Source organism: Paenibacillus sp. JJ-100 (assembly GCF_948329825.1).
Lineage (GTDB): Bacteria > Bacillota > Bacilli > Paenibacillales > Paenibacillaceae > Paenibacillus.
In genome coordinates this window covers 82,276-94,990 of record NZ_CAOJCM010000002.1, presented here as the reverse complement: position 1 = coordinate 94,990, position 12,715 = coordinate 82,276, and the positions used below count along the sequence as shown (strand labels likewise).

The window sequence follows — 12,715 nt, the reverse complement described above, 5'->3', positions numbered from 1 at the left end:
GAAAGAACATTCATAGGATGTTGTGTTATCAATCATCAGAATGAGGAAAAAAGGTGAATCCTGAATTCCTCATTCTTTTTGTTGTTTTAGGATTGACAACGGTTACATTGCGTGAGAAAATGTACGCGCGTACATAAAAGTGTTGGAAATGATTTTAACTTGTACAGTCCATCTGAAACGAGGTGAATCACATGGCTTCTCGCAGAGAAGTCGCTGAGCTTGCCGGCGTGTCCGAAGCGACAGTATCCAGAGTTCTGAATGGGGTTGGCCCGATCAGGGAAGAGACTCGCCGCAAGGTACTTGAAGCTTCCGAGCGGTTAGGCTATGTGCCCAGTGCGCTTGCCCGTAGCTTTGCCAGGAGCAAGAGTGGCAATCTTGGCGTTGTGCTGCCTTATGTTCCGAAAGCACATCTGTTCTCAGCCTACTTTTTCTCAGAAATGTTAAGCGGTATTGGAAGCAAAGCGAGAGACAACGGTCTTGATCTGTTAGTCATGTTCCAGACCGCAGGTGAGACCATGAATTATACCGATCTGTTTCGAAGACAGAAGATTGATGCCTGCATCATTCTTGGTGCAAGACATGACCAGGATGAGCTGGCAGCCATACAACAGCTGGATCGGGAAGGTCATCCGTTCTGTATCATGAATCAGCATTTTGCAGGCGAGTCATTCACAGAAGTGGATGCAGATCATGTGGAAGGAAGCAGACTTGCTATACGTCACCTTACGGATCAAGGATATCGCAACATCGCCTTTTTGAACGGACCAGACATCTATTCTAACAGTCAAGATCGGTTGGAGGGTGTACGAATGGGGCTACATGAGGCGGGAATGGAGCTGGAGCCAAGTCTGCTGTTTGAAGGGAATTATAGCAGGCGAAGCGGCATTGATGCGGCTAGCTCGATTGCGGAACGATTGCATGAGATTGATGCAGTCTTTGCAGCGAATGACCGGATGGCAATTGGGGTTATGCACGGTTTGAGAGAACGAGGTGTGCGGATCGAGGATTTCCCGGCTTTTGTCGGTTACGATGACTCCGATGCGGCCGAAATGGCGGTTCCAGCATTGAGCAGCGTCAGGGTTCCCTTTTTCGAAATGGGTGAGCTTGCTGTATCCAAACTGATTCAAGGTTCGCATGGTGCAGTGGATGCCAAAACTGCAGCTTCTGCAACCGACTATCATCCCAATGTAATCTTTGACTCACCAAGAACGCTTTTGCCGACGGAGTTGATTGTTCGAGCTTCTTCACAGCGTCAGGGTCGCATTTGAACTGATGTTGATGCTGAGATGTTAGATATATATCGAGTTAAACGTAACATAAAGGCCACAATAAAGGGTTAGCCACATTCTATTTAAGGAGGAAATGATCATGTCAAAACGTCTTCGTGTAGGAATGGTTGGATACAAATTTATGGGGAAGGCCCATAGCAACGCATACCGTAGTCTGCCAATGTTCTTCCCATCTGCTCCGCTTCAGCCCGAGATGTCCGTGATCTGCGGTCGTAATGAACAAGGTGTTCAGGCGGCGGCAAACCAGTTCGGATGGTCTGAGAGTGTGACAGATTGGCGAGAGCTGGTCAAACGGGATGACATCGATCTCATCGATATTAATGCTCCGAGTGATGCTCATAAAGAGATTGCGCTGGAGGCGGCTCGTCAAGGCAAGCATTTGTTCTGTGAAAAACCACTCGCCCTCTCGCTAGCTGATTCCCGTGAGATGCTTCAGGCTGCTGAAGAAGCTGGTATAACCCATATGGTTGGTTTCAACTATCGTTTCTCACCCGCAGTTCAACTTGCGAAGGATCTCATCGAGAGTGGGCGTCTAGGCAAAATCTATCATTTCCGTGCGTTTTTTCTTCAAGACTGGATTCTTGACCCGAACTTCCCGCTCGTATGGCGTCTGCAAAAAGAAGTCGCTGGCTCCGGCTCACATGGTGATCTCGGTGCACACTTAATTGACTTGGCTCGTTTCCTCGTTGGGGAGTTCCAGGAGGTAATCGGCATGAGCGAAACTTTTATCAAAGAACGCCCTCTTGCTTCCGAGATGACGGGTCTTAGTGCAAAAGGCAGTACGAGTGCAGATGCGCCGAAAGGCGAAGTGACCGTGGATGACGCTACGCTGTTCCTGGCACGCTTTGCCGGTGGGGCGCTGGGTAGTTTTGAAGCAACACGATTCGCAGCCGGACATCGCAGCACGAATTCTTTTGAGATTAACGGCAGCTTGGGTAGTGTGCGTTTTGATTTTGAGCGGATGAATGAACTGGAAGTGTATTTCACTACGGACGATGAAGATGTGCAGGGCTTCCGACGTGTGCTGGCTACCGATCCAGCGCATAAATATGCCGAAGCATGGTGGCCTGCTGGTCATACGATTGGCTTTGAACACACATTCACACATGAGATGTTGGAACTGGTTACCGCTATTTCTGAGGGGCGTCAACCATCGCCTAACTTCCATGACGGGGTAGCATGCCAAGCTGTATTGGAAGCCGTAGAACGCTCGGTATCCGAACGCCGCTGGGTATCCCTTGAAGAGATGTAATCGTGCAATATAGAGAACACAATAGTTTCTAAGTACAGTCAAAGATATCGTCAGCTATTCGGAGTCAAGGAAGGACCAAAATCAACGAATGGGAAAGTGAGTGAACTAGCGATGAGTAAAGCACTAATTGTATGGGGCGGCTGGGATGGACATGAACCGGAGCAGGTAGCAGCAATTTTTGAGCGTATTTTGAAGGAAGAGCAGTTCGAGGTCGAAGTCTCCAATACACTGGAGTCATACGCAGATGCAGAGAAGCTGTTGGGTCTGGATTTAATCGTGCCGCTATGGACGATGGGACAAATCGAACAGGAACTGGTGAATAACGTTTCGGCCGCTGTACAGAGCGGCGTAGGTCTTGCAGGTCTGCATGGCGGGATGTGTGACGCGTTCCGTAACAACGTAGACTGGCAGTTTATGACGGGCGGACAATGGGTGGCTCATCCAGGCAATGATGGTGTGGAATACATGGTAAATATCAAACGCGGCTCCAGTCCGCTCTTTGAACATATTGATGATTTTCAGGTGAAAAGTGAGCAGTACTACCTGCACGTTGACCCGGCTGTAGAAGTGCTGGCCACGACTCGTTTCCCCATTGTATCTGGTCCTCACGCTGCTAATGGGCCTGTCGATATGCCTGTAGCATGGACGAAACGCTGGGGGGCAGGACGTGTCTTTTACAACTCGCTGGGACACCATGCAGACATCGTGGATATGAAACCCGTGACTGAGATGATGCGCAGTGGTTTCCTCTGGACAGCTGCAGGTAAAGAACTGGCGAAGAGCCGCAAAACAGGAGTGACTGAGGTGTACACGGGGATGGCAGATAACCAAACCTAATTTTTACGGTGCATTTACGGTGAAGTAAGTTGTAAGTTCGTACTCATATATACGCATAAGAGAGCTTCAACCATATATTAGAGCCATGTCGAAGGGAGCAAGGGCATGAAAACAATGAAAGTTGGTATTATCGGCTGTGGAAAAATCAGCGGGATCTACATGGAGAACTGTCACCGTTTCGAGGTGCTTGAGCTTGTTGCTGTTGCCGACCTGGATCGGAAGCGTGCAGAGGAGCAGGCGGCGGCTTATAACGTACCTAACGTATACACCGTGGATGAAATGTTCGCCAATCCCGAGATTGAGCTGATCATTAACCTCACAATTCCTGCAGTACATGCAGAGGTATGTATCCGTGCGTTGGAGTCTGGCAAACACGTGTATGTCGAAAAACCACTTGCGGTTACACGAGAAGAAGGGCAGGCTGTTCTTGAGACGGCCAAGCGAAAAGGGCTCCTCGTAGGATGTGCACCTGAAACTTTCTTCGGCTCAGGCATCCAGACAGCATTGCAGCTCGTAGAGGATGGTATCATTGGTAAACCGGTTGCTGCAACCGCTTTTATGATGAGCCGAGGACATGAGTTCTGGCATCCCGATCCGGAGTTCTATTATGCGAGCGGCGGCGGACCAATGTTTGACATGGGACCTTATTATCTAACCGCACTTGTGCAGTTGCTAGGTCCAATTAAGTCCATTGCAGGAATGACGGGTAAAGCGATGAATGAACGAACAATTACGAGTGAGAAAAAGAGAGGCCAGATCATTCCCGTTGACATTCCAACCCATGTCACCGGTCTGCTGCAATTTGAACAGGGGGCCATCGGAACGCTGATTACAAGCTTTGATGTATTTGGCGGAAGTGCATTGCCACCGATTGAGATATACGGAACTCACGGCACGCTGCAAGTCCCTGATCCGAACACCTTCGGTGGGCCTGTGCGTTATCGTTTGATGGGTGAACGCGAGTGGACGGAAGCTCCGCTGCTTCCAGGATATCAGGAGAATACTCGTGGCATTGGCGTGGCAGATATAGCGTATGCGGTTCGCAGTGGTCGTGCACACCGAGCGAGTGGGGAATTGGCCTATCACGTACTTGAAGCGATGTGGGCATTCCATGACTCATCGGATGAGCAGACTTTTTACAAGATGAAGAGCTCATGTCAGCGTCCGGCAGCATTGCCAGTGAATCTGCCGCTCTACACGTTGGATCAGTAAAATCAAGTGCATGGAAGATCATTTTATAGTTATTAAGTTGAAAAATATTGAACAAACAGCCTCTCCTAACGAATTAGGATGAGGCTGTTTGTTGTAGACTGCAAGTTAGCTACAAAGGGTTGCTTGGCTGTTTGCTTGCTTGTTTGACGGGTCCATATCGATTGCCATTATGAATTCATGTTCTGTGTATAACATCAAGGTTCGAATCCGGCCTGACTAATATATATTTCATGCTCTTCAAAACAGTCCTGCATGCGTTTTACAATAGTTTTATACGCATCAGGCGCATACCAGTGCTCTAAACCAATCTCTTGATAACGTTGCTCCATCCCAAGTCTTCTCGTTCGCTTCCCTTGACTGCCATCGCCCATAAAATAATCATCAATGCATACCCGCTGAACAAGCGGTCTAAGCTTAGCAGCAAACTGTTCACTGCTAGGCAGCACGGGCGCAATGGCTACCTGTGTTGGAATACCGGCGTCTCGTAGCTGCTTAAGTGCATGCAAGCGACCTGCAATGGGCGGCGCAGAGGGGGTAAAGTGCTTCCTGATATCGTCTTGATCTGTCTCAACGGTCATGCTAACCCTTACACGTTCACCAAGCTTCTGTAGAACATCGATATCACGAGTAACAAGTGGGCTACGGGTCTGCAATAGTACAAAATCCGGCGGACACATCAGCATTGTTTCCAGCAACGAACGTGTTATTTGTTCCTGAGCTTCAACGGGTTGATAGGGATCAGTGCTGGATGACATGAAAATCGTTATCTTCCCTTTTTTACGGGCACGCTGCAATTCCTTGGCGAGAATGCCGGAGGCTTCTTTTTTCACATCAACCCAGCTTCCCCAGTCCTCCTTGCGAAACAAGGAAACAGGCATCTGCCTGACGTAGCAGTAAGAGCATCCGAAAGTACAACCCGTGTAAGGGTTGAGCGTGTGCGTATATCCATTAAGAAAACCTGTACCTTTGTTTAATAACGTTTTGGGGAGCTTATAAGCCACTTGTGTTGTCATGCGTTCTCATGCCTTTCCCTGTAATGTGCAGGAGTACACCGGGTGTGCTTACGAAAAACAGAAATGAAATAAGCCGGGTTCGATATGCCAACCTGACGCCCGATCTCGGCAACGGTCATCTGTGTATGGGTAAGAAGTGTTTGTGCTTTGTTGATCCGTTTGGTCTGGATATATTGAACCGGGGTTTGACCCGTAATACGTTTGAACACCCGATGCAGATGGTATGGGCTCCCGTGACTTGCAGTAGCAAGTACCTCCAGCGTCAATGGTTCGGTGTAATGCTTCTCAATATACTCGGTGACACTGTAAATCCACTCCTGATCCGGCACTCGTTCTCCTGTTGGCTTGCAACGCTTACACGGTCTGAAATGCTGTGCCAAGGCTTGATCCACATTCTGAAAAATGAGAACATTATCGTAGTTGGGTGGTCTGGATTTACACGAAGGCCGGCAAAAAATACCTGTGGTCTGTACCGCATAAAAAAACGTCCCATCGTACGTATTATCATTATGAATAATCGCATTCCAGTAATCAGCAGGAATAACGTTGTGCAAAAGATTTTGCTCAGCACGTTTCATAGATTCACCTCTCTTTCAATTATACTCTCGAAAGGTGAGAAATCACGAATTTTAGAATTGAATCGCAAGATATCAACATCTTAACTGCTCAAACTTCATTCCAGCCGAAATATACGATACAATGTATAGGGATAGACATGAACGGGCATTCGCCCAAATTAACAACATTACAACATCAGACATAGACGAAAGAGGTAGATAGACATGGTTCGATTCGGTGTAGTAGGTACGAACTGGATTACGGAAAGACTGCTGGAATCTGCGGTTCAAGTGCAAGGTTTTCAACTAACAGCGGTATATTCCCGGACAGAAGAAAAGGCTAATGCATTTGCAGACCGGTATGATGCAGCCTACCGTTTTACGGATTTGGAAGAGATGGCGGCAAGTGATGCGCTGGACGCGGTATACATTGCTACCCCCAATACGCTGCACGCACAGCAGGCAGAGCTTTTCCTGAGAAACGGCAAGCATGTATTGTGCGAAAAACCTCTCGCAGCTAACGCGGCAGAAGTACACAGCATGATTGAGACGGCGCGGAAGCATGATGTGCTACTGATGGAAGCGATGAAGTCAACGCTTGTACCCGTGTTCAAAAGTGTAGAGCAGCACCTATCCAAAATCGGTCCAATTCGCAAGTACATAGCGGGTTATTCGCAATATTCCTCGCGCTACGACAAATATAAGGAAGGCATTGTTCTGAACGCATTCAAGCCAGAACTAGCAAATGGAGCCTTGATGGATCTGGGGGTGTACTGTTTATATCCACTCATTACGCTATTTGGGGCACCTAAGCAAGTTCAGTCCCAAGCCCTGATGCTGGAATCCGGTGTGGATGGACAGGGATCTGTTTTACTGAATTATGACGGGATGGATGCCGTTGTCACGTATTCCAAAATTGCTAACTCTCATGTACCTAGTGAAATTATGGGGGAGCGAGGAAGTATTATCATTGATAAGATTGGTTCACCGGAACACGCAGAGATTCGATACAACGATGGGACGGTAGAACCTCTGACAGTGGAGCAACCGTATCCGGCGATGTATTATGAGGTTGAGGAGTTCGTGAGTCTGGTTCAACAAGGAAAAAGAGAATCTACGATGAACTCGCATGAACGCTCCTATCAAACCATGCTGGTGATGGATCAGATCAGGAAGCAAATTGGTCTTGTTTTTCCCAACGATTAAAAACAAGTTGTTCTACTAGGGAGGAAGCAAAAGAGATGAGCCGAGAAGAGAAGAGACAAGAAGAGCAGAGGATCGTGAGCGATCATCAGAATAGTCTGGAACTGGAACAAATCATTTTTGTCGGAAGAACGTTTGAGGAATACATTCGTATGTTTGATCTGACCACGGATGAGCTTGCTGGCAAGGCAATCCTGGATTGTCCTGGAGGTGCGTGTTCGTTCAGTAGTCAGGCTCGAAAGCATGGGGCTCATCCTATGGCAGCAGATATTGTATATCAGTATGGTATCCAAGAGCTTAAGACCAAGGGGCTACAGGATATTGAACATACGATGAAACAAATGCAGACAGTCCAAGATAAGTATGTCTGGGATCAATTTGGATCGATTCAAGGGTTAAAGGAAGAACGATTGCTAGCGATTACGGATTTTGTAGCGGATATGAAATCTCATCCTGAATGCTATGTGAATACCGTATTACCTGAATTATGTTTTAATGATGACCAATTTGATCTCACTTTGTCCGCACATTTCCTGTTCACCTATGCTGATCGGTTGAATTTTGAATTTCATGTTCAGACGGTCTCGGAGATGCTTCGTGTGACAAGACATGAAGTTCGTATTTTTCCGACAGTGGATCTTTCAGGCAAACGTTATAACGACATGGATGAACTGAAGATGTTTTTGGAAAAGATGGGATGTAAGGTCTCTGAAATTCAAACGTCTTATGAATTCCAGCGTAATGCCCATACGATGCTTCGGATAATCAAGCCGTCATAATAAATTCAGATTGGAGGGAACAGGATGAAAAAGGTGCTTATCCTTGGAGGTACACGTTTTTTCGGGAAACGACTTGTGGATCATTTGTTATGGGAAGGCAAATCGGAAATTACGATAGCAACACGAGGACAGACGGAAGTTGATTTCGGGACAGAAGTCAAACGAATTCGACTGGATCGTGAAGATCCGCAGTCCCTTTCAGAAGTTGCACATTCGGATCAGTGGGATATTGTATACGATAATATCTGTTACTCACCGAATGAGGCGAAGGCAGCCTGTGAAGCATTCGCGGGACAGACCCAGCGTTATGTATTAACATCTACGCTGTCCGTGTACGGGGAACCAAGACCTGGATTCAAGGAGACAGATTTTGATCCGTACACTTACCCGCTGCAGTATGGTAACAAGGAAGATTTCACATACGGTGAGGGTAAAAAGCTTGCAGAAGCTGTTTTTTTCCAAACGGCCTCCTTCCCGGTGGCAGCGATGCGGATTCCAATTGTACTAGGAATGGATGATTATACAAGAAGACTTCATTTTCATATCAAACATGTGCAGCAGGGGAAGCCGATCGGCATGCCAAATCCTGAAGCGGAGATTGGATTTATTCATTCCACTGAGGCTGCAAGATTCCTTGCTTGGCTTGGACACGTGTCTTTAACTGGACCCGTCAATGCTTCTTCTAAGGGTTCGATAACACTTAAGGCCATGATGAACTTGATCGAAACGGTGACGGGAATGCAGTCTCAGATTTTGAGACAGACGGTGGAAGAGAGTATGTCCCCCTTTGGTGTAGAACAATCATGGACCATGGATACATCCAAAGCGGAGCAGGCAGGATATACATTTGAAGCTCTTATGGATTGGTTCCCAGGCCTTGTGCGAGAGATTGCCCTCGCTTTACAGTCCGAGCGATAAACAGCTTAAATATTGAAAAACAGGATGAACCATAGAGATGTTCTTTGAGGTCATCCTGTTTTTTGCTGTGTACCCTTGATAGAATCAGCGTATTGATAGAGAGGCTCAGGCTGTGAAGACGAATTTCTAATATATGAAATTCGTCAAAATTTGACATAAAAAAGTGAGATATTTTCCTTTTCCTCGACAACTATTGCAATACATGAAATACCGAGTATAATACTCGGTAAATAGAGTGAAAAGGGGATGCAATAGACGATGAAAACATATGCTGAATTGAACTCTCTTCTTGTTGACGATTATCTGGATCTCCTGAATATTGCAAAACACCTTGGTGATGATGAATGGAAAGACGCTATTCTGCAAGCACTGAAAGAAGAAGTTGATGCCAACCATCACATGGATTCGACTGAAGTCCGGCAGGACCTCTGGAATCAATTCGAAGACATTAACGAGCAGATGCATGAGCTATTGCTGCAATTGAAACAAGTTGATGAACCTGAGGAAAAAGAACAGATTATTGAGATGATCTGGGGACTGAAAATTGACCGCCATGCGATTACTCGTAAACTTGAGACAATGAGCCGTGCAAGTACTGGAACACATCAGTGCTAGGTTAAATATAGGATGTACCCAATTTACAATACAGTAAGACCCGCATCTACCTTGAGAGATTAGTCTCCAGATCATGATGCGGGTTTTGTTATTTTCGCTATTTCTTCAATAGGATTTTATGCTTAGAACTGCTTAGCGAAACGCTGTGCATCTTCAATGCCTTTTTGTTTGATCTCTTCTGCACGATCCTTAAACTGGTTATGTCCTTCTACAAAGATGCCATCCAGCTTGGGTACACCCAAAAATGACATGATTATACTTAAATAGCGGTGTCCGGATTCCATCTCAGCTGCAGGGCCTTCGGAGTAGATTCCACCACGCGCTTGAATATGCAATGCTTTTTTGTTCGTCAGAAGTCCTACTGGTCCTTGTTCTGTGTAACGAAATGTTTTGCCAACTACACAGATTGAGTCGATATATGCTTTCAGTACAGGTGGAAATGAGAAATTCCAAAGGGGTGTAACGAATACATACTTGTCTGCTTGGGCGAACTGATCAGATAGTTCATTGAGACGTTGAACTTTGGACTGTTCTTCCGAGGTGAGGTCACCACCGCTTTGCAGCTTGCCCCAGCCACTGAATACATCTGCATCGATATGCGGTATGTTGGAGCGGTATAGATCAAGATGGATAATTTCGTCTGAACTATGACTTTCCTTGTATGCATCAATAAAAGCTTTGCCAGCAGCCATACTGTACGAGGTTTGGTGGTCATGTGGGTGGGCAGTAATGTAAAGTAACGTTGACATCTTTTGGTATCCTCACTTTCAAGTTTGGGTGATTTGGATCATCTTACCAATGTGAAATGTAATACTAACAATCGCCTTCGGGACAGCTCCAGTGACTGGGGTAGTATGAGAAATAAACGGTTATTTTATTCAGAAGTATGGCAAACAGGGTGAAGGTAACTCTAATCGGCCGAGAAGGTTGTGGCCGTATGTATTCGAATAATTGGCAAAATATATAATGGGGAACGTCACTATATATATGTATAATAAGAAGATAAGCCTTATTAAGGTGCGAACGACCTACGTATAAGTGATGAAGCGTTCAGCAAGCTGTTACGAGTACGTGAAGTTTCATTTACTAACGATAATATGATGAGTGAGATGAATGCACATGGGGATGGATCTGGAGAAACAACGATTAAGCATTGAAGCGGCAAAATTGTATTATCAATCCGATTACAGCCAGCAGGATATCGCCTCAAGATTGGGTGTATCTCGCCCGACTGTATCCAGGCTTCTTCAATATGCCAAAGATCGTGGATATGTACGTATTGAAATCATGGACCCGCTGGAGGATATTGATATCATTGCAGGGGACCTCAAAGCGAAATATAATCTTGAAACAGCATTAGTATGTTTTTCACCACTGAAAAGCGATGAGGAGATCCAGAAGCACATTAGCAAAAGAGCGGCAGATTATATACAGGACACCGTGCAAGACGCAGACATAATCGGAGTGACATGGGGAACGACCATGTATGCGGTTGCACGTCAGCTGAGGCCCAAACAGGTTAGGGGCGTAGAAGTAGTACAGCTTAAGGGAGGCGTAAGCCACTCTCATGTGAACACCTACGCTGCCGACATTGTACATCTGTTTGCGGAAGCGTTTCACACCGTTCCACGATATTTGCCGCTTCCCGTGATCTTCGATAATATTGAAGTGAAAAAAATGGTAGAGGCAGATCGCCACATTGGACGAATTGTCGAGCTGGGAAGACAGGCAAACATCGCCATTTTTACCGTTGGAACCGTGCAGGAAGATGCACTTTTGTTCAAGCTGGGGTATTTTAATGAGCAGGAACAGCAGTTGCTAATGGAGTCTGGTGCAGGTGATATTTGTTCACGCTTTTTTGATGCTGAAGGACATCTGATCAGTCAGGAGATTAACAACAGAACAGTCGGCATTGACTTGGCAGAATTGAGAAATAAGGAAAAATCTATTCTCGTCGCCGGCGGCAAACGTAAAATTAAAGCTATTCATGCTGCCCTGAAAGGCCAGTACGCCAACACTCTTGTAACAGATCAGTACACAGCTCAAGCTTTGCTTCGTATGTAAGGATATAATGCCCGTTATATTCATCTCTAAGAATAATAAGCATTTCGACATTGACAACATCTGCCAAGTTATTAGGTGGATGTTTTGTTATGTTAAGCAGAAAATAAACAGGTAGCACTTCACCCCGTGTGATTAGTTTATCATTTTACATATGAACAAAAGTTCAAGTTGATTTTTACATATGTTCATGATAGTGTAGGGGTATCAAGTTCATAGTTCAGAAAAGGGAGAGATTCAATTGACTACATCACAACTAGCAAAAATGATCGATCATACATTGCTTCGTGCAGACGCAACCCGTAATGAGATTACGAAACTGATTGAAGAAGCGAAACAGTATCAATTCGCATCAGTATGTGTTAATCCAGGCTGGGTGTCTTACGCTTCAGAGCAACTCCAAGGCACGGGCGTTGACATTTGCACAGTGATCGGTTTCCCGCTGGGAGCATCAACTTCCGAAGTAAAGGCATTTGAAACGAAAGATGCGATTGCTAAAGGCGCAACCGAAGTGGATATGGTAATTAACATCAGCGCATTGAAAGACGGCAATGATGACGTCGTTGAACAAGACATTCGTGCTGTTGTTGAAGCAGCAGCAGGTACACTGGTGAAAGTAATTATTGAGACTTGTCTGTTGACAGATGAGGAAAAAGTACGTGCCTGTCAAGCGGCTGTCAGAGCCGGTGCTGATTTTGTTAAAACATCGACAGGGTTCTCTACAGGTGGGGCGACACCGGAAGATATCGCATTAATGCGCCGTACAGTTGGTCCAGATGTCGGTGTCAAAGCTTCCGGCGGCGTTCGCAGCCTCGAAGATATGCAGAAAATGATCGAAGCAGGTGCTACTCGAATTGGAGCGAGCTCCGGTGTGAAAATTATGCAAGGCGGTCAGTCTACGTCTTCTTACTAAGACACCAAGAGTCGTTTGTCCTGAACCTTGTTTTAAAAAAAAATGACAAGGTTCAGGAAATTTTTA

The 12,715-nt window shown here is 46.0% G+C and carries 13 protein-coding genes; 10 read left to right on the top strand and 3 right to left on the bottom strand.

What is annotated here, in order from left to right; genetic code table 11:
• Positions 1 to 191 precede the first annotated feature (191 nt).
• From PQG66_RS07030 to PQG66_RS07015, 4 genes are all read left to right on the top strand, one after another.
• On the top strand, positions 192 to 1,268 hold the full coding sequence (locus tag PQG66_RS07030; RefSeq protein WP_272036715.1) for a LacI family DNA-binding transcriptional regulator: 1,077 nt from the start codon (positions 192 to 194) through the stop codon (positions 1,266 to 1,268).
• Positions 1,269 to 1,368: 100 nt separating this feature from the next.
• Positions 1,369 to 2,541: a Gfo/Idh/MocA family protein gene (locus PQG66_RS07025; protein WP_272036714.1), complete on the top strand. Its 1,173-nt coding sequence runs from the start codon at positions 1,369 to 1,371 to the stop codon at positions 2,539 to 2,541.
• A 111-nt stretch (positions 2,542 to 2,652) separates the two neighbouring features.
• On the top strand, positions 2,653 to 3,378 hold the full coding sequence (locus PQG66_RS07020) for a ThuA domain-containing protein (protein ID WP_272036712.1): 726 nt from the start codon (positions 2,653 to 2,655) through the stop codon (positions 3,376 to 3,378).
• A gap of 105 nt (positions 3,379 to 3,483) precedes the next feature.
• Positions 3,484 to 4,590, top strand: coding sequence for a Gfo/Idh/MocA family protein (locus PQG66_RS07015; protein ID WP_272036710.1), 1,107 nt, complete (start codon positions 3,484 to 3,486; stop codon positions 4,588 to 4,590).
• 194 nt (positions 4,591 to 4,784) lie between these two features.
• Here PQG66_RS07015 and PQG66_RS07010 read toward each other — a convergent pair whose 3' ends face one another.
• Positions 4,785 to 5,603 (bottom strand): SPL family radical SAM protein, encoded by an 819-nt coding sequence (locus PQG66_RS07010; protein ID WP_272036708.1) that lies wholly within the window; start codon positions 5,601 to 5,603, stop codon positions 4,785 to 4,787.
• A complete protein-coding gene (locus PQG66_RS07005; protein ID WP_272036706.1) occupies positions 5,600 to 6,181 on the bottom strand; it encodes a bifunctional transcriptional activator/DNA repair enzyme AdaA in 582 nt (193 codons plus the stop codon). Before PQG66_RS07005 ends, PQG66_RS07010 begins: the two co-directional genes overlap by 4 nt.
• 204 nt (positions 6,182 to 6,385) lie before the next feature.
• On the opposite strand from PQG66_RS07005, the gene PQG66_RS07000 reads away from it, so the two are divergent.
• The 4 genes from PQG66_RS07000 (at position 6,386) to PQG66_RS06985 (ending at position 9,675) form a co-directional block, all read left to right on the top strand.
• Positions 6,386 to 7,366 (top strand): Gfo/Idh/MocA family protein, encoded by a 981-nt coding sequence (locus tag PQG66_RS07000; protein WP_272036704.1) that lies wholly within the window; start codon positions 6,386 to 6,388, stop codon positions 7,364 to 7,366.
• Positions 7,367 to 7,401: 35 nt separating this feature from the next.
• Complete coding sequence (locus PQG66_RS06995; protein ID WP_272036702.1) at positions 7,402 to 8,142, top strand: SAM-dependent methyltransferase; 741 nt, start codon at positions 7,402 to 7,404, stop codon at positions 8,140 to 8,142.
• A gap of 24 nt (positions 8,143 to 8,166) precedes the next feature.
• Positions 8,167 to 9,060, top strand: a complete 894-nt coding sequence (locus PQG66_RS06990; protein ID WP_272036700.1) for an NAD-dependent epimerase/dehydratase family protein — start codon at positions 8,167 to 8,169, stop codon at positions 9,058 to 9,060.
• Between the two features lie 258 nt (positions 9,061 to 9,318).
• Entirely contained in the window at positions 9,319 to 9,675 is a 357-nt protein-coding gene (locus PQG66_RS06985; RefSeq protein ID WP_272036698.1) for a hypothetical protein, read from the top strand.
• 122 nt (positions 9,676 to 9,797) lie between these two features.
• Here PQG66_RS06985 and PQG66_RS06980 read toward each other — a convergent pair whose 3' ends face one another.
• The gene (locus tag PQG66_RS06980) at positions 9,798 to 10,424 is read right to left on the bottom strand and encodes an FMN-dependent NADH-azoreductase (RefSeq protein ID WP_272036696.1); all 627 of its coding nucleotides are present in this window, start codon (positions 10,422 to 10,424) and stop codon (positions 9,798 to 9,800) included.
• Positions 10,425 to 10,800: 376 nt separating this feature from the next.
• Between PQG66_RS06980 and PQG66_RS06975 the strand changes: the two genes are divergently transcribed.
• Complete coding sequence (locus PQG66_RS06975) at positions 10,801 to 11,739, top strand: sugar-binding transcriptional regulator (protein WP_272038097.1); 939 nt, start codon at positions 10,801 to 10,803, stop codon at positions 11,737 to 11,739.
• Between the two features lie 262 nt (positions 11,740 to 12,001).
• Positions 12,002 to 12,649, top strand: coding sequence for a deoxyribose-phosphate aldolase (gene deoC, locus PQG66_RS06970; protein WP_272038096.1), 648 nt, complete (start codon positions 12,002 to 12,004; stop codon positions 12,647 to 12,649).
• Positions 12,650 to 12,715: the final 66 nt, after the last annotated feature.